Source organism: Fimbriimonadaceae bacterium (assembly GCA_019638795.1).
GTDB lineage: Bacteria > Armatimonadota > Fimbriimonadia > Fimbriimonadales > Fimbriimonadaceae > JAHBTB01.
Genome location: JAHBTB010000010.1, coordinates 71,450 through 93,025, shown reverse-complemented (window position 1 = coordinate 93,025; position 21,576 = coordinate 71,450). Strand labels below are relative to the sequence as shown.

General features: G+C 64.6%; 15 protein-coding genes and 2 tRNA genes. 5 read left to right on the top strand and 12 right to left on the bottom strand.

Features of this window, described 5'->3' with window-relative positions; translation table 11 throughout:
- Nucleotides 1-55 precede the first annotated feature (55 nt).
- The 3 genes from KF857_11465 to KF857_11455 all read right to left on the bottom strand — a co-directional run bounded on the left by KF857_11465 (nucleotide 56) and on the right by KF857_11455 (nucleotide 2,803).
- Nucleotides 56-131, bottom strand: a tRNA-Ala gene (locus tag KF857_11465).
- Nucleotides 132-422: 291 nt separating this feature from the next.
- Entirely contained in the window at nucleotides 423-2,249 is a 1,827-nt protein-coding gene (locus KF857_11460; GenBank protein ID MBX3112615.1) for a DUF4209 domain-containing protein, read from the bottom strand.
- A 478-nt stretch (nucleotides 2,250-2,727) separates the two neighbouring features.
- Nucleotides 2,728-2,803, bottom strand: a tRNA-Ala gene (locus tag KF857_11455).
- Between the two features lie 71 nt (nucleotides 2,804-2,874).
- On the opposite strand from KF857_11455, the gene glpK reads away from it, so the two are divergent.
- Nucleotides 2,875-4,374 (top strand): glycerol kinase GlpK, encoded by a 1,500-nt coding sequence (gene glpK / locus KF857_11450; GenBank protein ID MBX3112614.1) that lies wholly within the window; start codon nucleotides 2,875-2,877, stop codon nucleotides 4,372-4,374.
- 21 nt (nucleotides 4,375-4,395) lie between these two features.
- On the opposite strand, the gene KF857_11445 is transcribed toward glpK, so the two are convergent.
- The 3 genes from KF857_11445 to KF857_11435 all read right to left on the bottom strand — a co-directional run bounded on the left by KF857_11445 (nucleotide 4,396) and on the right by KF857_11435 (nucleotide 7,348).
- On the bottom strand, nucleotides 4,396-5,067 hold the full coding sequence (locus tag KF857_11445) for a PEP-CTERM sorting domain-containing protein (protein MBX3112613.1): 672 nt from the start codon (nucleotides 5,065-5,067) through the stop codon (nucleotides 4,396-4,398).
- A gap of 117 nt (nucleotides 5,068-5,184) precedes the next feature.
- On the bottom strand, nucleotides 5,185-6,153 hold the full coding sequence (locus KF857_11440; GenBank protein ID MBX3112612.1) for a hypothetical protein: 969 nt from the start codon (nucleotides 6,151-6,153) through the stop codon (nucleotides 5,185-5,187).
- 10 nt (nucleotides 6,154-6,163) lie between these two features.
- A complete protein-coding gene (locus tag KF857_11435; protein ID MBX3112611.1) occupies nucleotides 6,164-7,348 on the bottom strand; it encodes a hypothetical protein in 1,185 nt (394 codons plus the stop codon).
- A gap of 97 nt (nucleotides 7,349-7,445) precedes the next feature.
- Here KF857_11435 and KF857_11430 point away from each other — a divergent pair, with 97 nt between their 5' ends.
- Nucleotides 7,446-9,983 carry a DUF1553 domain-containing protein gene (locus KF857_11430; protein ID MBX3112610.1) on the top strand — a complete coding sequence of 846 codons (2,538 nt, stop codon included), beginning with the start codon at nucleotides 7,446-7,448 and terminating at the stop codon, nucleotides 9,981-9,983.
- Nucleotide 9,984: 1 nt separating this feature from the next.
- Here KF857_11430 and KF857_11425 read toward each other — a convergent pair whose 3' ends face one another.
- Nucleotides 9,985-11,175, bottom strand: coding sequence for a hypothetical protein (locus tag KF857_11425; GenBank protein MBX3112609.1), 1,191 nt, complete (start codon nucleotides 11,173-11,175; stop codon nucleotides 9,985-9,987).
- A gap of 109 nt (nucleotides 11,176-11,284) precedes the next feature.
- Here KF857_11425 and KF857_11420 point away from each other — a divergent pair, with 109 nt between their 5' ends.
- Entirely contained in the window at nucleotides 11,285-12,745 is a 1,461-nt protein-coding gene (locus KF857_11420) for a DUF1501 domain-containing protein (protein ID MBX3112608.1), read from the top strand.
- A 173-nt stretch (nucleotides 12,746-12,918) separates the two neighbouring features.
- Here the strand turns inward: KF857_11420 and KF857_11415 are convergent, their stop codons facing one another.
- The 5 genes from KF857_11415 to KF857_11395 form a co-directional block, all read right to left on the bottom strand.
- Nucleotides 12,919-13,341: a hypothetical protein gene (locus KF857_11415; GenBank protein MBX3112607.1), complete on the bottom strand. Its 423-nt coding sequence runs from the start codon at nucleotides 13,339-13,341 to the stop codon at nucleotides 12,919-12,921.
- Nucleotides 13,342-13,392: 51 nt separating this feature from the next.
- Nucleotides 13,393-13,542, bottom strand: coding sequence for a hypothetical protein (locus KF857_11410; protein ID MBX3112606.1), 150 nt, complete (start codon nucleotides 13,540-13,542; stop codon nucleotides 13,393-13,395).
- Nucleotides 13,543-13,555: 13 nt separating this feature from the next.
- Nucleotides 13,556-14,950 (bottom strand): Gfo/Idh/MocA family oxidoreductase, encoded by a 1,395-nt coding sequence (locus tag KF857_11405; GenBank protein ID MBX3112605.1) that lies wholly within the window; start codon nucleotides 14,948-14,950, stop codon nucleotides 13,556-13,558.
- Between the two features lie 107 nt (nucleotides 14,951-15,057).
- On the bottom strand, nucleotides 15,058-16,056 hold the full coding sequence (locus tag KF857_11400; GenBank protein MBX3112604.1) for a hypothetical protein: 999 nt from the start codon (nucleotides 16,054-16,056) through the stop codon (nucleotides 15,058-15,060).
- Between the two features lie 99 nt (nucleotides 16,057-16,155).
- Nucleotides 16,156-16,980, bottom strand: coding sequence for a phytanoyl-CoA dioxygenase family protein (locus KF857_11395; protein MBX3112603.1), 825 nt, complete (start codon nucleotides 16,978-16,980; stop codon nucleotides 16,156-16,158).
- A gap of 60 nt (nucleotides 16,981-17,040) precedes the next feature.
- Here KF857_11395 and KF857_11390 point away from each other — a divergent pair, with 60 nt between their 5' ends.
- Nucleotides 17,041-20,082: a DUF1553 domain-containing protein gene (locus tag KF857_11390; protein ID MBX3112602.1), complete on the top strand. Its 3,042-nt coding sequence runs from the start codon at nucleotides 17,041-17,043 to the stop codon at nucleotides 20,080-20,082.
- Entirely contained in the window at nucleotides 20,079-21,563 is a 1,485-nt protein-coding gene (locus KF857_11385; GenBank protein MBX3112601.1) for a DUF1501 domain-containing protein, read from the top strand. Before KF857_11390 ends, KF857_11385 begins: the two co-directional genes overlap by 4 nt.
- Nucleotides 21,564-21,576 lie beyond the last annotated feature (13 nt).

Sequence of the window (21,576 nt, the reverse complement as noted above, 5' to 3'; positions counted from 1 at the left end):
TCACGGCGGCCCGACTTGGTTCTGGTTGCGACCGCCGAACGGAGAATCTGTTGGGTGGTGGAGATAAGGGGATTCGAACCCCTGGCCTCTGCAGTGCGATTGCAGCGCTCTACCAGCTGAGCTATATCCCCACGCTGTGGAAGCAGAATTATAGCCCGTGCCGGGCGGGCGGGCAGACCGACCTTTGAGGAGTCATCCAAGACGGGAGTCTCTAAGGAGAAAATATGAGGATCTTTACGGAAATCATTCTCACCCGTATGTACGGGAGCCTTCGGCAAGTTGTCGTGACTTATCAAGTATCGTACTTGGGTCAGGTCCAGATCCTGCGTTTGCGGGTTCTATGAGTGCGGGTGCCAGCCAACGCTGGCACCCTCCCTAAGGATGACCACTCATTGGAGTAAAGTTACGCCGCTTCATGAAAGTCAGGATTCGGTCCCTTCACTCTTTCCGTCCTCTTGATTTGATATGCTTTGGAGCAGCAGCCAAAGGGTCAGCGGGACAAGGATGATATTGCTCGGGCTGTAGAAACTTCCTGCCGATACAAGACCATGCGAGACGTTGTTCCGAAGGTTCGCCCCGGCACGTTTCGCCAGCATCCAGCGCAGATCAAAAGCAAGGTCCTCCCCGAACACTTGTGAGAACGCCTCGGTTTCCACGACCTTGTTGAGCGGAAACTCGTCCTGGGTTCCATCTTGGCGCAAGAAGGTGGTGAGAACCCCGTGCTGGTTCAGCACGTGTCGGAATGAGTTTTCCAACTGAGGGATGAGCAGGTGCGTCGCGACGATGTAATCGCCTTCAATTGCCGCTTGAAGACCGCGTGAGAAGATCGGTTCCCGTCCTTTCGGGACGAAGAGATTATCGTTCAATAGCCAGTCGAGACAGCCTTCCTCCCACTGGTGCTCGCCAGCAATCATGTGTCGGATCTGCTCGGCCATCCACGCGGTCACCGGTCTGGTCATCTCTGCCATGCGCCACATGTGTAGTTGGAGCAACTCGTCGCTTGGCTCCTCATTCAGCTTCATTGCGGGGATCACGAAGTCGACCTTCCCGTCTTCGCGCAAGATGGAGTTCGAGAAGATGCTCGAAAGAGGACTCTGGGTGACGTGCTCTCGGACCATCTCACGTAGGCGTTCCTTGCGGATTGGTCGGACCTGAATTGCCCAGAATGCCAGGGCCTCTCGAAGGCTCATACCCTTGACCTTCTCGATGTGCTCGATCAGCTTTGGGTCCATCGGGACGCTCGTTTCGATCTTTCCAAGGTGCTCTAATCTGTCCTTCTGAAGCGCATGAAGGCGCTTCATGAGTTCATCTTGCCGTTCCTTGGGAGCACCTGCCTGCCTCAGCGTGAGCAATCCCTGTTCAAACCAATGCTCTGCAGCGAGGCCTGGCTTCCAAGCCATCGCCTCTCCGACTGAAATCTGAGCTTCTCCTTGACGAAGCGAAGCCTCGGTAGCGTCCGCTTCGTTCCCCGACTTCCTTCGACACGTTGCGACGAGGGCCCAATAGTCGGCAGCGGTTATCCAGTCTTGGCGACCTTCAGCGCCCTCTGCGGACTTTTCCGCGTAACCCGCGAGCAAGGCGGGATCACCAATCTTGTATTCAAGAGCGAGGTCGATGATTGATCTGGTCAAGTACAGAGGATCGCTCCCGTCCAACTTGGCGAGGAGTTCGAGAGCATAATCCGCGACCGCATTGCGTTCTGTGCTCTCCTTACCCAGCGCTGCGGCGATCTGCATGGCTCGCTGCAATCGGTTAAATCCGTGCACCCACTCAGCGTGGTCCATCACCGCCTTGGCACCCTCGAGATATGCGGCCGTCGCGACCCGCGCTGCTTGGTGGTCCTTTCGCCGAATCCAAAGGATGTCTGCCAACCGTGCTTTCATTTCTCGGTCGGCGATTTCGGTGTACACGGCAGCGATTGGGTCAAGGTGTTGATCCTCGAAATCACTCAGCGCGGCAGATCTCGAGTTCGCCATGACAATCATGGGCTTCAGCGGCTCGGCTGCGTCGTTTGAGTCATAGAACATCGACGACGCCGATCCAAGCAGCACGTAGACTTGCTCTGCGCGTCTGTCTTCAGCTTCAGCGGCGACTCTGGCGGCGTCGAAGAGCGGGGTTGAGTAGTTGTCAATCTTATCGCGCTCTTTGAACTCAATCGTGTCAAGCCACTTGATTACGCGCAAGTCGTCTGCAGTGACGTGCAGATCCTTGAACATCAGCTTCGGTGCTTCTGGGGTGTGCTCTTCCATTTTCTCATTTTCCAGGTCAGGGGTTCGAGTACGCTAAGTGTTTAGTGTATACCTGACACCTATATAAAGATAAGGTCACGAACTGATGGGAATTTCACTCTCCGAATTTGTCGACTTCTTCGTCAAGACCGGCACATCCCGGATGACACACGTGAACTCCTTGAGGAAGCGCGGCCCATATAGCCCTGCCACCGACTCCTACAAGGGTTGAGGGAGTCCATCGTTGAGCTCCACGCTGCGGGTTCATCTGACGGGCACGATTCAGGAGAAAGCCGTCTCGGTTCACGTCAGCACCCACAAGGGAAGCAAGTGCCCGGCGGCTTGAAGCCTATCGTCGCTTTCTTGGGCGAAAGCAGGTCGAGTGGTTCGCGACACTGAAGAGCGAGTAGCGGTTCGATGACCTCGTCGTTCGACTCAATCCTGAGCTTGGCTTGAACTGGAACGGCGAGTAAGGTGTTTAATCTGTATATCTGTGGGGTGGTGGAGATAAGGGGATTCGAACCCCTGGCCTCTGCAGTGCGATTGCAGCGCTCTACCAGCTGAGCTATATCCCCACGCTGTGGAAGCAGAATTATAGCCCGTGCCGGGCGGGCGGGTGGGCCGGCACAGGCAGGAGGACCGGGTAATGTCGGCGATCTCCACCATTCTTGCCCTCGACCAAGGAACGACGAGCAGCCGGGCCGTGCTGTTCGACGACCGTGGGGTCGCCGTCGGGTTCGCGCAGAAGGAGTTCGGGCAGGTCTTCCCGCGACCAGGCTGGGTGGAGCACGACCCCGCCGAGATCTGGGGGACACAGGTCGGCGTCGCCCAGGAGGCCTTGGCCCGCGCCGGGGTGCGGGCGGGCGACGTCGCCGCCATCGGGATCGCGAACCAGCGGGAGACCGTCGTCGTCTGGGACAGGCGGTCGGGCGAGCCCGTCCACAACGCGGTCGTCTGGCAAGACCGGCGCACGGCCGGTCTCTGTGACGAACTGAAGGCCAGGGGCCTGGAGCCCCGCGTCCGGGAGAAGACCGGGCTTGTCCTGGACCCCTACTTCAGCGGCACCAAGGTGGCATGGCTCCTCGACAACGTGCCGGGGGCGCGGAAGTCGGCCGAGCGGGGCGACCTCGCCTTCGGCACCGTCGACTCGTGGCTCTTGTACCGATTGACCGGCGGGGAGGTCCACGCCACCGACGTGACCAACGCGTCACGGACGCTCTTGTTCGACACCTTCGCCGGGCGCTGGGACGACGAGCTCCTCGACATCTTCGGCGTCCCCCGGGCGATGCTCCCCGAAGTCCGGAGTTCAAGCGGCGTCTTCGGCGCGACCGCCCCCGGCCTGCTCGGCGCCCAGGTCCCCGTCGCCGGCGTGGCGGGCGACCAGCAGGCCGCCCTCTTCGGCCAAGGCTGCCATGGGCCGGGCATGGCCAAAAACACCTACGGGACAGGGTGCTTCATGCTCATCAACACGGGCGGGAAGGCGGTGCACAGCCAGGCGCGGCTGCTGACGACGGCGGCCTGTCCGCTGGAGGGGGCGCCCCAGTTCGCCCTGGAAGGCAGTGTCTTCGTCGCCGGCGCGGTGGTGCAGTGGCTGCGCGACGGCCTCGGGGTCATCCGCGAGAGCGGAGAGGTCGAGGCGTTGGCGGCCAGCGTGCCGGACAGCGGCGGCGTCTACATGGTGCCCGCCTTTGTCGGACTCGGCGCGCCCCACTGGGACAGCTACGCGCGGGGCAGCGTCCACGGGCTGACCCGCGGCACCACGGGCGCCCACTTGGCCCGGGCGGCCCTCGAGTCCGTCGCGTTCCAATCTGCGGACGTCCTGGCCGCGATGGAGCAGGACGCGGGCCTGAGGCTGGACGAGCTCCGCGTCGACGGTGGGGCCTCCACGAACGACCTGCTCATGCAGTTCCAGGCCGACATCCTGGGGGTGCCGGTGGTCCGGCCGCGGACCACCGAGACCACGGCGTTGGGGGCGGCCTATCTGGCCGGGTTGGCGGTCGGCTTCTGGCGCGACGCCGAGGAGATCGCCGGCCAATGGCAGGAGGATCGCCGGTTTGAGCCGCGCATGGGTGCCGACGAACGGGCGGCGAGGCTGGCGAAGTGGCGGCTTGCCGTCGACCGGTCTCGGGAATGGGAATCCCCGTGACCGGTCGGCATAGGGGGCGTGTCAGCCCTTACGGCGTCGGGCCAAGGCCGCGAGGCCGAAGCCCAAGAGGGCGAGCGAACCCGGCTCCGGCACGGCGCGGATCTGGGTGATGGCGATGTCACCGTCGGGAACGGTGTGGAACTCAATCGTGAAGTAGTCGATGGCGGACATGTCGGCGTTTTGGTCGATCCAGATGTCCGACTCGTCGATGGTGATGGTCGTGGGTGAAGCGACCGGGCCGAACGATTTCTTCCAGGCGTCGATACCGCCGCCCCACAGGTTGACGACAAGGTCAAACGGCTTGTCGCTCGACAAGACGTCGATCGCGAACCCGGTCACGCCGGACATGTCGACGTTCCGCGAGTTGTCGATCGTGAACGTCCCCGACGCCGCGTCCGTGGCCAGGTAGGCAAAGAGGAAATCAGCCGAGTTGCCGGCGTCGTTGCTCATGAGCGCGACGCCCCGCAAGACGTTGATGCTCGAGTTCAGGCCGTACACCGAATTGTCCTCCCAGGCCGCGACGCCGCGCGACCCGCCGAACATCGAGCCGACCGCGTAGGTCGACGCCATGTCGCTGCCGGTGACCGCAGCCGACTCGGGGACGCTGTCAAAGAACGAGTCGACGACAAAGTTGGCCGCGTGGGCTGCCGCCGCCGTCGAAACACAGAGGGCAAGAGCAATGCAATTTCTCATCGCGCCACCACAGTATCGCAATACAAACAGAAAAACAAGAAAGATAGTTTATAATGGGCCCTTGAGGCCGTAAAGTCGGCTCTCTTGCCGGGCATTTGGGCCCGCCGCGGGACCCGGTCAGTCGGCCTTCGTCCAGACGAACGAACGGGGGTTGAGGATGTGGGTGTGGGGATTGTCGGTGCGGGACCGGCTGAGCATGCCGCCCTTGACCTCGATCCGGCCGTCGTCCAGGAGCCGGGCCCGGTGCCCGCAGACCAGGCCCGGGCCGTCGCCCATGGTCGGCTGGGGGCGGACGGAGAAGTCGCTCGTCGAGAGCACGTGGACCAGGTCGTCGTCCGCGCCATCACCGTCCTGGTGTCCTAGGTTGCCGATCAAGACCAGTTCCGCACCGACCAGGGTGGCCGAATGGAAGTCGGTGGGGGGAAAGGCTTCGACCGGGTAGCAGTACACGGCCAGGCTCCCGTCCGGGCCGTGGACAAAGACGTCGTTGTAGACATAGAAGTCGGGGTCGTCGTGGTCCCCGTGCCCGCCCCCGGTCTCGACGACCCGGCCGTCGGGAAGGAACGTCAGGGTCTGGCCGAGACGTTCGGCGCACCATATCGGGCCTTTTCCTCCCCCACTGTCTGCGGACGGGATGCGGTACCGCTTACGGGCGAAGGAGGCGTCGTTCCTCGTCCGGACCATGGCCCGCCAGTACGGCGGGGTCCGCTGCTCCGGGTTCGTGGTGCCGAAGGAGGGTGACCGGGCGTCCTCGAACATCGCCGGGGTGACGCCGTCAAACTCCTCGTCCCCGCAGTCTTCGTGGCCCAAGAGGCACTTGCGACCGTGCGACGAGACGAGGTCGGGGCTGGCGCCGTGCCTCAGGAGGAACTGGACGGTGGCAAAGTCTTCCTCGGACCGCAGGGCCTCGTCGAGCCAGCCGGCCAGGCGGGGGTCGGCGTGGTGCTCGGCGACAAACTCGGCCAGATAGGGGTAGGGGCCGTATCCCCTCCCCAAAATCTCCTGGACTGGATTGGGTGGAGGGCTCCCCGCAAGGGTGTCCGTGACCAGCCTGCCCAGGTCTCGGAACTTGCGGAAGAAGTCCATCCCTCGCCGGTCACAACTGGGTCGCCTTGAAGTTCGCGGTGTAGTGCCGCAGGGCCCCCCCGAACTGTCCCGTCCCCAGGGTGGGCTGCCAAGAGCCTCCGGCCAGGGTCGTCGACGCCTTGAAGAACGAGCCGATGTCCTGGACGAAGCCGGCCACGTCGGCGGCGCGGGTGTCGTTGTAATACTCTTGTCCCGCCCCGGTCCCGTGCAGGGCGCCGACATAGAACTGCTGGCCCGCCGTCAGGGTGACCGGCGTGATCGCCTTCCAGTAGTAGCCGTTGGCCAGGGTGTCCGTCGAGGCGATGGTCGCCTGGGCGACCAGGGTGCCGGTGGAGTCGAACAGGCCGACTTCGCGCGGGGCCTGGCCTGTCGCCTGGACTTCGACGGCGAGTTCGGTCACCTGGATGTCGTGCCCGCCGACGACCTGGAACAGGTCGCCCTGGACGGCGTCGAACGCGGGGACGACGAGGTTGCCGGACTTCCCGGAGAGGAAGCTGTATGCCACGACGGTGCCGCCGGTGACCTCGACGGCGACGTCGGGGCTGGTGACCCCGTCGACAGTGGCATGCACCAGCGCGGTCCCCGCGCCCAAGGGTGTCGCCATGCCGTCCGCGGCGACGCCGAGACTGGTCGCGCCGCTGGTCACACCAAAGACCGCGGAGCCGGGCGAGACGGCGACGGCGGCCCCGTCAGCGTCGGTGGCGGAAAACTGCAGCTGAGTGGCGGCGGACCCGGCGACAAGCGGCCCGGCGGGCGAGACGGTGACGTGCTTGACCTTGCTGTCCAAGGTGATCGTGCCCAAGTTGAGCTTGTTCGAGGCCAATGAGACGGGGGCGGACGCCGTCCCGACGACGTCACCGGCCGCCCCGGCTTGGGCGTAGAACGTCGCCCTCAGGGTGCTCACCCGTTGCGGGCTCACCGGGGTCGGCACGTGATAGGTCGCGGTGTAACCGCCCGGCTGCAGGGGGTCACGGTCGACCGTGAAGGTGATGTGGTTGCCGAAGCCGTCGGCTCCGTCGAGGGTGATCGAGGCGGACATTGCCGATGTCAACCCGTGGGACAGGTCGCCCCGCGACCGGGCGGGCCAGACCACCGCGACGTCGGCGTCGACGACCGTGACCCCGCCGCCCCCGCCGCCGCAACCGAGGGCGATGAGGACCAGGACGAAAAGGACAAAGGCGTTGACGCCGCGCATCTGCCCATGATACAAGCAATCTTCCCGTGGCTGGTCGGGCGGGGGACAATCACGGGGTTCTCGACCAGACGGGGCCCACCTGGGCCATATTGGAACTATGCGTCGGCGGATCGGGCAACGGGGCCTCGCGGTATGGCAGGTCGTGGTGGCGGCCGGGCCCTTGGCGCTGGGTCTGGCCCAGACAGGCCGCCCCACGGAGAAGGTGGCCTATGGCGACGTCGCCAAGCTGCTCCGGGCCAAGTGCGTGAGTTGCCATGGCGGCGACGCGCCGGCGGCCGGCCTCGACCTGCGCACCTACGAGACGCTGATGAAGGGCGGGGCAAGCGGCCCTCCCGTCATCAAGGGCCAGTCGGCCAAGAGCCTGCTGTTGCAGCGGGTCAAGGGCGTGGGCGGGCCTCAGATGCCGTTGGGGTTCACTCCGCTTTCTGCGCGGGAATTGAAGTTGGTCGCCGACTGGATCGACCAAGGGGCGACGTCGACTGGGGAGCCCGCGAAGCACTGGGCCTACGTGCCGCCGGTACGGCCCCCTCTTCCCCTTGTCCGGGACAAGCGATGGGTCAGGAACCCGGTCGACCGGTTCGTCTTGGCGAGGCTGGAGAAGGAAGGGCTACGGCCCTCACCAGAGGCGGACCGGGCCACCCTCCTGAGGAGGGTCACCCTCGACCTGACCGGCCTGCCGCCGACCTTGGCGGAAATGGACGCCTTTCTTGCCGACAAGTCGCCCGACGCCTACGAGAAGGTCGTCGACCGGCTGCTGGCCAGCCCCCACTACGGCGAGGAGATGGCCCTGCCGTGGCTCGATGCCGCGCGCTACGCCGACAGCAACGGCTTCCAGATGGAAGGCGACACCTACCAATGGGTGTGGCGCGACTGGGTGGTGCGGGCGATGAACGCGGGGATGCCCTACGACCGCTTCGCCACCGAGCAGTTGGCGGGAGACCTGATGCCGGGGGCGGGCGAAACGACCCCCGAGGGCCGTGACCTGCTCGTCGCGACGGGGTTCAACCGCAACCACATGCTCAATGAGGAGGGCGGGGCCATCGAGGAAGAACAGCGCAACATCGTCCTCTTTGACCGGGTCGACACCACCGCGACGGTCTTCTCCGGTTTGACCATGGGCTGCGCCCGGTGCCACGACCACAAGTACGACCCGTTCACCCAGCGCGACTATTACAGCCTGATGGCGTACTTCAACAACGTCCCCGAGCGGGGCAGACCGGAGGGCGGGGTCCCCTACAGCCTCGCCAAACCCTGGATCTACGCCGGGTCGCCGGAACAGATGGCCCGCCTGACCAAGCTGACGGCCGAGTCGTCGGCCGCCGACCAGGCGGCGAAGAAGGTCGAGGACGACCCCGAGACGGCGCGCCGACTCGCTGATTGGGAGCGGGCGGGTGACACCAAGGCGCCAAAAGCGGTCCAAGACGCCCTTGCCGCCAAGGACAAGAGCAAGGATCAGGAAGCCACGCTGAGGACGTACTTCCTGGACAACGTGCTCCGGCCCCCGGAGAGGGCGACCGCCAAGCGCCTGCGCGAGGAACTGGCCGCGGTGCGGGCGGCGACTCCCAAGCCGATGGTGATGAGCGACGCGCAACCTCGGGAGACGCATGTCTTGAACCGAGGGAACTACACCGAGCCGCGCGAAAAGGTCGGGCCGGGGGTACCGGCGCTGTTCGGCGCGACCGGACTCCCAAAGAACCGCCTTGGGCTGGCGGCATGGGTCGTCTCGCCCCAGAACCCGCTCACTGCCCGTGTGGCGGTGAACCGCTACTGGCAGACCTTCTTCGGTCGCGGCCTGGTCAAGACGTCAGAAAACTTCGGCGTCCAGGGCGAGCCACCGTCCCACCCCGCCTTGCTTGATTGGCTGGCCACCGAGTTTGTCCGGAGCGGTTGGGACGTGAAGGGCATGCACCGCCTGATCGTGACCAGTGCGACGTACCGCCAGTCGTCGCGGGTCTCGCCGGCCTTGCTCAAGCGCGACCCCGAAAACGTGTTGCTGGCGCGCGGGGCACGGTTCCGGATGCCTTCGCTGGTGCTGCGCGACGTGGCCCTTGCCGCCTCGGGCCTGGCCAACCTCAAGGTGGGCGGGGCTCCGGTGTACCCCTACCAGCCCAAAGGCATTTGGAGCAGTCTGGCGATCACCGACGAGCGGGACTTCACCTATCCGCAGTCGCACGGCGCTGACCTCTATCGGCGATCCATCTACACGTTCTGGCGACGGACAGTGGCGCCGGGGAACATGTTCGACGCCTCCGCGCGGCAGGTCTGTGTGGTGCGCAGCTACCGCACTTCCACGCCTCTCCATGCCTTGACCATGCTCAACGACGTCACGTGGGTCGAGGCGGGGAGGGCGCTCGCCCAACGGGTGATGTTGGCCAAGGCGTCGCGCCCCGAGCGGTTGGGCTTGGCGTTCCGCCTGGTCTGTGGACGGACGCCCAGCCCAAGCGAGATGGCCGTCCTGAGTTCCAGCGTCGACAAGGCGTTGTCGGCGTTTCGGAAGGACGAGGCGGCGGCAAGTCGATACCTCGCGGTGGGCGAGTCGCCGCGCGACCGGTCGCTCGGCGTGCCCGAGCACGCCGCCTATGCGGCGGTCTGTCTGTCGATCCTCAACCTGGACGAGGCGATGACGCGGGAGTGACTCACGCCCGGGCGGGTCGGAGCGGGTTGGCCGCCTCGAGCTTCAGAAGCTCGGCGAACCGCCGCTTGACCTCTGGCGCGCCGGACACATCCAATTGGTGTTGGAGCACCACCGACTTGGCGAGCCGCACAAAACGGAGTGTGTTGACATCGCGCATTTTGGCGCTGTTCACCGGGTTGCGGATGAAGGCGTTGTAGGCGACCTGGAGCCGGTCTTCGCTGTCGTAACCCAAGGCGGTGGACAGTCCGTCGAGGGCGACAAGTTGGGCGGGCCGTGCCCACGACCGGACTTGGCTGAAGGATGTCGCCATGATGTCGGCGTCCTTGGTCGTGACGAAGCGGCGGAGGAACACGTCGGACGTGCACACCGGGGTGTCGATCGAGTTGTCGTGGACAAGCGAATAGGCGAACGCTTCGTCCATGCCCACCCGGCCGTCCTTGTTGTAATCGACGCCTTGGACATCCCGCCCCATGCGGTCTTTGCCGGTCAGGGCGGCCAAGAAATAGCCGGTGAAGTCGCGGTACTCGGCCTCGTTGACATTGGGGGTGCAGCCGGCGGCCATGCGTTGCTGGACGCTGGCAAAGAACCCGCAGATCTTGCGGTCGGCCAGTTGGGCGTCGGGCAGTCCGTCCTCAAACAGAGTGTATGCAAACGATCCGGAGTAGCACTCGACCATCAGGAGGGTGACCGGCACGTCCTTAGGGAACTGCTTGAGCGACGCCGCCATGTCGGTGACGGTCAGGCGCTGGTTGTCCCACAGGTCGAAGTGGTTGTTGTTCAGGTTGCCCGCCTTGTTGGGGCTGCCGTGCCCGGTGAAGTAGACCAGGCACTCGCCCGCGCTGTCCCGCCGGAGCCGTTCGGCCAAGCTGGCGAACTCGGCCTGGACGGTCGCGAGGTGGGCCGGGCCGTCTTGGCGCGGGAGTTGGGGCGCGCGGTAGTAGGTCTTGCCCCCTTCGCCCTGGCACAAGACGTTCTTCGACTCGGGATTACCGTCGGTGAAGAGCACTCTGAGATCCGTGTTGGACGGCTTGACCCGGTCAATGTAGCGGACGTTGCTCTCGATGGCGACCTGGTTGTATTTGGGTTGGGGGCCACCGCCGACGACCAAGACGTGGAGCTGGGGTGGCGGGCTCGGCTGGAAGCCCAGGGAGAAAAACCCCAAGGCAGACAAGAGGAGGGGGCGGACGATCATGGCGTTGGTCCGATGGCAGTACTGACGTTTTACACCAACCGGTTGTTCACGGGTGCCCTCGATTTCTGCGGAGGGATCACCGCGACGCGCCATGTACAATGACCCTAGGTTGAACCCCCTCTTCGAGCGAGACTTGCGGTTGTCGCGGCGGCAGTTGTTCAAGGCCGGTGCCCAGGGCGTCGGCATGGCGGCCCTGAGCGCCTTGCTGGCCCAGGAGGGGTACGGCGCGGCCCGGCAGTCCAAGTCAGGGGGACTGCCGGGCTTGCCCCACATGAAACCGCGGGCCAAGCGTGTCGTCGTGTTGTGGCAGGGCGGCGCGCCCAGCCACGTCGACCTGTTTGACTACAAGCCCCAGTTGGACAAGCACCGCCTGGAAGAACTCCCCGCCAGCCTGCGTGAAGGCAAGCGGCTGAGCACGATGACGAGCAACCAGGCGAAATTTCCCGTCCTGCCGCCGATCAAGCCGTTCAAGCAGTACGGCCAGTGCGGCATGTGGCTCAGCGAGATGCTCCCCCACACCGGCTCTGTCGCCGACGACATCTGCCTGGTCAAGTCGATGCACACCGACGCGGTGAACCACGCCCCCGGCGTGACCTTCTTCATGACGGGGAGCCAGATTCCAGGACGGCCAAGCATGGGGGCATGGGTGGCCTACGGCCTGGGCTCGATGACGGAGGACTTGCCCGCCTTCGTCGTGATGACGAGCAGCGACGAGAAGAAGACGTGCGGCCAGTTGTTCTACGACTACTACTGGGGGTCGGGGTTCATCCCGTCGAAGTACCAGGGCGTGCGGTTCCGGGCCGAGGGCGATCCGGTGCTTTACCTGAGCAACCCGCCGGGGATGTCGCCAGAACTGCGCCGGTCATTGCTCGACGACCTCGTCAAGCTCGACGCCCGACGCCACGCGGACTACGGCGACCCCGAGATCGAGACCCGCATCGCCCAGTACGAGATGGCCTTTCGCATGCAGACGTCGGTGCCGGAACTGACCGATATATCAAAGGAACCTCGCTCAATATTGAACATGTACGGGCCAGACGTGGAGAAGCGGGGCACTTACGCCCACAACTGCCTGCTGGCGCGTCGGCTCTTGGAACGGGGCACCCGGTTTGTCCAACTGATGCACTCGGGCTGGGACCAGCATGGCAACTTGGACACTCAATTGGCTCTGCAGTGTCGCGACACCGACCAGCCGTCTGCGGCGCTCGTGACCGACCTTAAGCAGAGGGGCATGCTGGACGACACGATCGTCCTTTGGGCGGGCGAGTTCGGGCGGACGGTCTTTGTCCAAGGCGACATCAACAACAAGAACGCCCATGGGCGCGACCACTTTGGTGACTGCTACTCCCTCTGGGTCGCGGGAGGTGGGTTCAAGGGTGGGTATGTGCATGGGGAGACAGACGACTTTTGCTATAACGTGGTCAAGGATCCGGTCGGGGTGCATGACATGCAGGCGACTGTCCTCAACCAGCTGGGCATCGACCACACGAAGTTGACGTACGCCTATCAGGGCCGGGATTTCCGTTTGACGGACGTCGGCGGTGAAGTCGTGCGGGACATTCTCGCCTAGAGTAAGAACTTCCACGCTGGCGTATCTTGCGAAATTGTGAAACCTTCGGCTCGACGCCAAGGCCCGGGGCTGTCGACGCCTTCATCTTGCCGTCCACTGTCGCGGGGCGCCTTCCGCGACGCTGACCGTGACATAGCTGCTTTGGGCCAGGTGGCTTGAGACAGATTTGCGGGTCAGCGAGCAAGAGATTCGCTGTAGTCTGAGCGCTTTGGATTGGCTCGACGTTCCCAAACAAGATAAATCGTGGCGGCAGGCACAGCCACGATGAGTGCGACGGCGGTGGTGCCCAAGTAGGGCAGCCAGCCTTGCTGGGCAAGTGCATCAAGGAGCTTTCCGCTGTTCAACGCCTGACCGATGCTGACGAGCAAATGTGAGGCAACCACGGCCAGCACTGAGACAGCAGCTCGTTTCTTAGGGTCCTTGAGGTAGTAGTTTGCGACGGCAAAGGCCGGCAACCGGATCAGGGTCCCCAGTGTGGCATGCGGAAGCACCGTCGAGATGTCCTCGATCTTGATCCCGATCCCTGCCAGGACAAGGGCAGGGACATACAGGCTAACAAACGAACGGACTACGAGGCCAATGAGTGATTTAGTCACCAGTCGCTTCCCCTTGCTAGGCGCAAGTTACCTCTGGACATGGTGCACTGGTCAATAAAATTGAGACAAAGACGCCTCGCCGGTCTCGACCTCGACAACGGTGCTGTCGAAGACGGAGACCGACTTGCCGCCCGACCATTTGTACGTCCCTTCGTGGAGGGGCAGGTCGACTTGGTACGCCCTGATGGCAGTGATCTTCATGCCGGGCTGGGCGTCAGTACTCCGTCGTTTTCCGGCCTGGCTCGGGCTGCGGGTACATCCCGTCGGCACCAGGCATCACGGGCGCGTCGGACTCGTAGGTGAGCTTGTCGACGTTGGGCCCCATCTCAAACGTGCCGTTCAGGATGTCGTCGTAGCTGACCTCCTGACCCGTGTGGGCGGCCATGCGGCCCAGGCTGCTGACGAGCGACGCCTTGACCCCGTAGTCGACCTCGTTGTAGGGTTTGTTCGCCTTAATGGCGGCCACCAGGGACTCCCACTCGTTTTGATAGGGGTTGCTGTTGTCCTTCGACCGCCAGATCTCGCGGTCGCGGGTGGTGTTGAAGCCCCGGTAGGTGGCCTGAGGCCCGCCGCAGTCTCCGGCCCGCGAGGCGATCGCGACGCCTTTGGTGCCCTGGACGTTGCTCGAGTAGATCACCTGGGCGCCGTTCATGCAGCGTCCGTCGAACTGCATCCGGGTGCCGTCGGCAAAGCTGTACTCGATGGCATAGGTGTCGAAGTTCTGGTCGACGAACGGCGACCCGTCCGGGGCCGTCTTGTAGTGCCGTCCACCGAGGGCATAGGCCTTGACCGGCCAGGCGTCCTTCATCCAACACATTTGGTCGATCAAGTGGATGTAGAAGTCGTTGAAACAGCCGCCACTACACCACAGGAAGCTGTGGAACCGGCGGATCTGAAACTCCAGGTGGCTCATGCCCTCGGGCTTCAACTTGAACGTCGACTGCGAGGAGGCGGCGGGGTCGTGCATGCGATAACCGCGCATGTAGGTGATGTCGCCGATCTCCCCGTCGCGGATGCGCTTGTACAACTCGTTCATACCCACGCTGTGGCGCGACATCAGCCCGACGCCGATCTTGGTGCCCGCGGCCTTGGCCTGCTCGTTAAGGTTGAGCATGCGCTTGGCCGACGGCCCGTCGACGCAGACCGGCTTCTCCATGAAGATGTTGAGCTTCTTGGAGAGCGCGTAGGTGAAGTGCACCCAGCGGAAGGCGGGCGGGGTGGTGAGGATGACGATGTCTCCCGGCCGGAGGCAGTCCATCGCCTTCTTGTAAGCGTCGAATCCGAGGAACTTCTTGTCCTCGGTGACCGCAAACCTGTCCGGCATGTGCTCGGCGGCCTGCTTGACGTTCCGGTAGGAGTCATCCTGGCGGTCTTTGAAGACGTCGGCCATGGCGACGAGCTTGCACGTCCCCGACTTGGTCGCCATCGCGTTCACCGCCGCGCCGCTGCCTCGTCCGCCGCATCCGACCAGGGCGACTTGAATGGCGTCGTCGTTGGACATGTGGACGCCGGGAAGGTCGAACTTGGTCAACGCGGCGCTGGCAGCGAGTCCACCGGTCGCCTGGAGGAAGCTCCGGCGAGAAGTCTTGGGGGTCGATTGTTCGCTCATGGTGATGGTTTTACACTCCGCTTCGCAAAGCAACTAGCTTCGTCGCTGGTCGGTTCATTATGAGGTGAACCGTCCGCCCGATGCTCGGGCCATGCCTCCAATGCGCGTCAACTTGTCGTTCCGCCGTCCGGCGGGAGCGCGAGGTCGGCCGGCTTGACGCCCCGCTTGTGCTTGCCGAAACCGAACGGGCTTGGCCGGTAGTCGCCGACCAAGTCCACGTCGGCCTTGGCCGGGACGGGAAGGCCGAGTTGCCAATAGACGCTGTTGACCAGCAACCGGCGCAGACCTTCGTCGAGCAGGTCGGTCGCGGCGCCCATCGTGGTCGTGACGGTATGGCCCGCCCCCCTCATCCGGGTCCACAAGACCGGCATCATCGGGCCGTTGATCCCTTGCTCCACTTGGAGTGCGTTCTTGCGCTTGCCCGTCGCGGGAGGGTCGGTGGCCTTGAGGCCTGCGACGACCTGTCCGCGCAAGACGACCTCCGCGTCGGCGGGCGGATGTGCCTCGTAGACGTCGGTGGTGACAAAGATGGTGCCGACCCCACGGAGGAGGGGGTGTCCGGACCGGCCTTCCTCGGGCAGGGCCCGGGTGCCCTGGACGCCGTGGACCCCCCAGTGGCTGACCCATGTCTCGCCCAGGACCTGGCGGCCAAACCCGCCATGGTCGTCCCAACTCAGCTTGGCGTAGGCGTCCTGCCGGTCGCGTGAATAGTCGAACGCATGGGTGCTGGTGCGCAACGCGAGGACCGGCTTTTTTGTGTCGAGGTAGTCGGCGAACGACTTTGTCTGGCTCGCGGGCCAGTGACGGAAGCGCATGAGCATGACGCACAAGTCGGCGTCGCGAAGGGCGGTGACCCCGGGTTCGTTGGTCTGGACGGTCGGGTCGACCGTTCCGTCCGGGGCCATCGGAAAGACGACGGTGCACGTGAAGCCGTGGCGGACGGCGAGGATCTTGGCCAACTGGGGCAGGGCCTCCTCGGACCGGTACTCTTCGTCGCCGGCAAGGAGGACGACGTGCTTGCCTTTCCCCGGTCCATGGGTGCCCTTGTACACGACGGCGCCGGGCGTCGTCGGAGGGCCGGCCCAAGGCGACCCGAGCAGGCACATCAGCACAGGCGGACCCCTTTGGATGTCCGGACACGGCCGGGGGTGATTGTGTGAGGTGCGGTAGTCATCACTGGGCTCTCGGTCAGCCGAATCTCAATTTCAGTGGGCATTACGGTACCGGCTGACCGCCCCGCGGGCCTTCATCACTTCCGGATACCGCTTGCCGGGGTCGGCATAGGTGTTCCCGCCCCGGTCCACGCCCTTCGCGAGATAGACCTGGTGGGCACCGTGGAAGTTCTCGTCGTGAAACTTGACCGCCGTGCTGGTGAACCTGAGCGTCCAGCCGCAGCGTCGTTTGTCGGAGAGGTTGGCCTCGCTCCCGTGGATGATGCGTCCGTCATGGAGAGAGCATTGGTTGGGCTCAATTTCGATGGCGACTTTGGCGCTGTCGTCGCGCTGCACCGCCTTGATCTCCGAGTTGAAGACGTTGTGGGCCAGGTCGACGGGGTCGTAGTCACTGAAGCCCTTCTTGCCGGTGGTGTGGGTGCGCGGGATGACGTACATGCACCCGTTTTCCGTCGTGCTGGGGTCCAGGGCCAGCCAGACCGTGCAGACCTCCATAGGCTCGATCTGCCCCTTCCAGTAGAAGCTGTCCTCGTGCCAGGGCACCCGCTTGCCGTTGCCCTTGGGCTTGCAGATGAAGTGGGTCGAGAAGAGAGCCAGGTCAGGGCCGAGGATCGGCTCCACGAGGTCGAGGACGTCGTCGTCGAACGCCCAGGCGAAGAGGTCGGGGTACATGAAATGGGGCACGTCCATCGACTCGGGCCGCTCGTCGGCGTCCAGTTCGCCCAAGATCTTGTCGAAGTATTGACGCAGGGCCTCGAACCTGTCCGGCGCGAGCACGGGACGGCGGAACACCAGGTAGCCGTCCTCGTTGTACTGGGCGACTTCGCCGGGGGTCAGGCGTGGCCGTGGGCCGGTCATAAACCTGAGTTTTGTCTATCGCCAGCGTTGAATTCAAGCCACCGGCGGTAACCTGGCTTTATGCGCGTCGGCCCGGCAGCCTTGGTCGCTGGTCTTGTGTGGTTCGCGGCGGCGGCGGCCACCCCGGGCTCAGCCCCCGGACCTGCCCAGGTCGACTTCAGCCGGGACGTCCTGCCGATCCTGTCGGAAAAATGCTTCCTGTGCCACGGCCCCGACGCCTCGTCTCGCCAGGCGGGGCTCCGGCTCGACACCTTCGCCGGGGCGACCGCCGACCTGGGGGACGGACACGCCGTCGTCCCGGGCAAGCCCGACGAGAGCCTGATGTTGAGGCGGGTGACGAGCAAGGACTCGCCGATGCCACCGGCCGCGACCGGGAAGGCCGTGACCCCCGCCGAGGCGGCCGTGTTGCGCCGGTGGATCGCGGAAGGGGCGAAGTATGCGTCGCACTGGGCTTTCATCCCCGTGCCCAAGACGGTTCCGGTGCCCCACGCCGGCGACGGCTGGGCGCGGAACGACATCGACCGCTTCGTCTTTGCCAAGTTGCAGGCTGACGGGCTGAAGCCGACGGCCGAGGCGGCCCCTGAGCGGATCAACCGGCGCGTCGCCCTCGACTTGACCGGCCTTCCTCCGGCGGCCATGCCGAGAAAGCCAGGCAGCACGTACTCAGCCTATGTCGACGAGCTCCTTGCCTCGCCGGCGTTTGGGGAAAGGATGGCGGTCGAGTGGCTCGACGCCGCCCGCTATAGCGACAGCTACGGCTACCAGAGTGACCTTTTGGCGCCGTTCTGGCCGTACCGGGACTGGGTTGTCAGGGCGTTCAACCAGAACATGCCGTACGACCAGTTCGTCACCAAGCAACTGGCCGGCGACCTTTTGCCCGGATCGACCACTGACGACAAACTGGCGACGGCGTTCAACCGGCTGCACCGGCAGTCCAACGAAGGTGGGTCGATCCCCGCCGACTTCAAGAACGCCTACGCCGTGGACAGGGTGGAGACGTTCGGTACCGCCGTGCTGGGGCTCACTGTCGGCTGTGCCCGTTGTCACGACCACAAGTACGACCCGATCTCCCAACGCGAGTTCTATCAGCTGTACAGCTACTTCAACTCGATCGACGAGTTCGGCCTGCTCCTCAGCAGTGAGATCGTCCCGCCCCCCTCCTTGCTCTTGCCCACCAAAGAGCAGGCAGCGGAGATCGCCCGACTGAGGGCCGAGTCCGACAAGGCCAAGCATGAACTGGCCCGGGCACGGAAGGCCGCCGTGGCGGACGGCGGTCCGGCTCCCGCTTCCTACTCCTTCCAGTTCGAGAAGCAAGAAGGCGGCAAGTTCGCGCCGAGCACCGGGGCGAACAAGGACGTCTACGCCCAGTTGGTCGGCACGCCGAGTCTGGTGGACGCGGTCGTCGACGGACGGAAGGTCAAGGCCGTCCGGACGGGGGGCGACGACGGGGTGGTGTTCCGTGGACTTCCGGCCAAGGAGAGGTACGACGCGTTCACGTGGGAGATGGCGGTGCGAGACTCGCGGGACAAGGGCCAGGTCGTCCTTTTGCACCGCACGGGGGGGACCGACGTGGGCTTTTGCGGCATGGACCTCCTGCTGGACGACGGCCATCTGACCGCCCGGGTGATGCGCTCTTGGCCGGGCAACGCCCTCGCGGTCCGGACGGTGGGACAACTGCCCAAAGACGAGTGGTCCAAGGTGGGATGGTCGTACGACGGCAGTGGGTCGGTCGACGGCCTGAAAATCTATGTCGGCGGCAAGGAAGCAAAAGTCGAAGTTTTGGCCAGCCGACTGTGGAAAAAGGTCTCCGCCTATGGCGACCTGGGCCCCTCAGGGGGCGACTGGTCGATCGGCCAAAGGTTTCGTGACGCAGGATGGAAAGGTGGAGAGGTGGCGGAGGTCCGCTATGTCGCCGCCGCACCCGGCCCGGCCTGGGGCGATCCGGCCGTACAGACAGCCCTCAAGCACCTGCGCGAGGCCCAGGTGAAGCTGACGGCGGTGGAGGACGGCGTCTTGGAGGTCGAGGTGATGCACGAGGCCAAGCGGCCTAAGCCGACCTACGTGCTGTTCCACGGCATGTACGACGCACCCGTGACGGAGAAGGACCGCGTCGTCCGCGACACCCCCAAGGTCTTCCCGCCCTTGAGGGCACAAGGTGACAACGACCGGCTGGCCTTGGCCAGGTGGGCGACACGCAAGGACAACCCGCTGACGGCGCGGGTCTTTGTCAACCGGGTCTGGCAGATGCTCTTTGGTGTGGGGCTTGTGGAGTCCAGCGAGAACTTCGGCGTGCAAGGGACGGTGCCGACCCATCCGGAACTCTTGGACTATTTAGCCCGCCGGTTCATGGACTCCGATTGGAACGTGAAGGCCCTCGTGAAAGAGATCGTGACGTCGGCGACCTATCGGCAGGACTCGAAGCGGAACCCGGCAGGCGCCGAGGCAGACCCTCAGAACCGCCTGCTTTGGCACGGGCCCAGCCAACGCCTGACCGCCGAAATGATGCGGGACACCGCCCTTTCGGCGGCCGGGCTCCTGAACGGAAAGATGGGCGGGCCGCCGGTGAACCCGTACCAACCGGCGGGCATTTGGACAGAAAACAACACCATGACCCAAGCCTTTGTCCAAAGCAAGGGAGCGGACTTGTACCGGCGGAGCCTCTATTCGACGGTCAAGCGGACGACGCCGGTACCCAGCATGCTGGTCTTTGACGGCGGTTCGCGGGAGTCGTGCGTCGTGCGCCGCCCCAACACAAGCTCGCCGATGCAGGCCCTCGTCCTCCTCAACGACGTCCAGTTCGTCGAGGCGGCCCGAGTCCTGGCCGAACTGGCGATGAAGGAAGGTAAGGGTCCGGCCGAGAGGGTGGCGGTGGCGTTCCGAAGGTTGGCGGGCCGGGAGCCGGGGCCGCGGGAGTCGGCGGTGCTCCTCAAAGTGTTCGAAGAGCAGCGGGCCGTCTTCACCGCTGACAAGGCGGACGTGGACAAGTTGTTGGCCCAGGGCGAGAGGAAGCCTGACCCTGGCCTTGACCGGACCGACTTGGCCGCGATGACGGTGGTCTGCCAGGCCGTCCTCAATTCGGACGCGGTGGTGTGGAAGCGATGAACGACCCGATGATGATCACCGAGCGCATGATGCGCCTGACCCGGCGGCAGTTCTTTGGGCGGGCGGCCCAGGGCGTCGGGGTCATGGCTTTGTCTGCCCTCCTTCCTGAAATGGTCTGGGCCGACGGCAGCCAGGTGAAGGGACTGCACCATGCCGCCAAGGCCAAGCGGATCATCTACCTGTTCCAGGCCGGCGGCCCCGCCCAGCAAGACCTCTTCGACTACAAGCCCAAGCTCCGAGAGATGCACGGCCAGCAACTTCCCGAAAGCGTGCGCAAGGGGCAACGTCTGACCGCGATGAGCGCGAACCAGTCCAGCATCCCTTTGGCCGGGTCGCCATTTGAGTTCGCCCAGCACGGCCAGAGCGGTGCCTGGATGAGCGAACTGTTCCCCCACTTGAAGGACGTCGCCGACGAACTCTGCTTTGTCAAGTCCATGTTTACCGAGGCGATCAACCACGACCCGGCGATCACCTTCATGCAGACCGGAAGCCAGATCGCGGGCCGGCCCAGCTTCGGGGCATGGCTCAGCTATGGGCTCGGCTCGATGAACGAAGACTTGCCCGCCTTCGTCGTGCTGGCCAGTGTGGGCAAGGGTGACCAGCCGCTCTACGCGCGGTTGTGGGGGAGCGGGTTCCTCGACTCCCGGTACCAGGGCGTGCGGTTCCGCTCCGGGGGCGACCCGGTGCTCTACCTGAGCAACCCGGACGGAATCTGTGAGAGTGGGCGTCGGGCGATGTTGGACCGGCTGGGAGAACTCAACCGGCTCCAGTTCGAGAAGGAGCTCGACCCCGAGATCGAGAGCCGGATCGCCCAGTACGAACTGGCCTACCGGATGCAGACGAGTGTCCCCGAAGTCACCGACCTGAGCAAGGAGCCCGCCGAAGTCTTTGAACTCTACGGGCCGGACAGCAAGAAGCCCGGCACCTTTGCCGCGAACTGCCTGCTCGCCCGGCGCCTCGCCCAGAAGGGGGTGCGGTTTATCCAGCTCTATCACCAAGGCTGGGACCAGCACGGCGGGCTCAAGGCGGGGATCACCCAGCAATGCAAGGACACGGACCAGCCGACCGCGGCCTTGGTCAAGGACCTCAAACGCCTGGGCATGCTCGACGAGACGTTGATCGTCTGGGGCGGCGAGTTTGGGCGGACGAGCTACTCACAAGGGCCCCTGGATCCCAACACGTTCGGGCGCGACCATCACCCGCGCTGCTTCACCGTCTTCATGGCGGGGGGAGGGGTGAAGAGCGGCACGACGTACGGCCAAACGGACGACTTCGGCTACAACATCGTCGCCGCGGACGGCTCTCCGATGGAGCCGACGATGGACGAGTTCACCGACGGGGCCGTCCATGTCCACGACCTGAACGCGACGCTACTCTGGCTGTTGGGGGTCGACCACAAGAAGCTGGGTTATCGCTATCAGGGCCGCGACATGCGCCTGACCGACGTGCATGGCCACGTGGTGAAGGATTTGATGGCGTAAAGGTCGCCTTGCC

What these genes read in the sequence shown, in the direction of transcription:
- KF857_11460 (MBX3112615.1), bottom strand. Translation starts at nt 2,249, where the DNA reads ATGGAAGAGCACACCCCAGAAGCACCGAAGCTGATGTTCAAGGATCTG.
- glpK (MBX3112614.1), top strand. Translation starts at nt 2,875, where the DNA reads ATGTCGGCGATCTCCACCATTCTTGCCCTCGACCAAGGAACGACGAGC.
- KF857_11445 (MBX3112613.1), bottom strand. Translation starts at nt 5,067, where the DNA reads ATGAGAAATTGCATTGCTCTTGCCCTCTGTGTTTCGACGGCGGCGGCA.
- KF857_11440 (MBX3112612.1), bottom strand. Translation starts at nt 6,153, where the DNA reads ATGGACTTCTTCCGCAAGTTCCGAGACCTGGGCAGGCTGGTCACGGAC.
- KF857_11435 (MBX3112611.1), bottom strand. Translation starts at nt 7,348, where the DNA reads ATGCGCGGCGTCAACGCCTTTGTCCTTTTCGTCCTGGTCCTCATCGCC.
- KF857_11430 (MBX3112610.1), top strand. Translation starts at nt 7,446, where the DNA reads ATGCGTCGGCGGATCGGGCAACGGGGCCTCGCGGTATGGCAGGTCGTG.
- KF857_11425 (MBX3112609.1), bottom strand. Translation starts at nt 11,175, where the DNA reads ATGATCGTCCGCCCCCTCCTCTTGTCTGCCTTGGGGTTTTTCTCCCTG.
- KF857_11410 (MBX3112606.1), bottom strand. Translation starts at nt 13,542, where the DNA reads ATGAAGATCACTGCCATCAGGGCGTACCAAGTCGACCTGCCCCTCCAC.
- KF857_11405 (MBX3112605.1), bottom strand. Translation starts at nt 14,950, where the DNA reads ATGAGCGAACAATCGACCCCCAAGACTTCTCGCCGGAGCTTCCTCCAG.
- KF857_11400 (MBX3112604.1), bottom strand. Translation starts at nt 16,056, where the DNA reads ATGTGCCTGCTCGGGTCGCCTTGGGCCGGCCCTCCGACGACGCCCGGC.
- KF857_11395 (MBX3112603.1), bottom strand. Translation starts at nt 16,980, where the DNA reads ATGACCGGCCCACGGCCACGCCTGACCCCCGGCGAAGTCGCCCAGTAC.
- KF857_11390 (MBX3112602.1), top strand. Translation starts at nt 17,041, where the DNA reads ATGCGCGTCGGCCCGGCAGCCTTGGTCGCTGGTCTTGTGTGGTTCGCG.
- KF857_11385 (MBX3112601.1), top strand. Translation starts at nt 20,079, where the DNA reads ATGAACGACCCGATGATGATCACCGAGCGCATGATGCGCCTGACCCGG.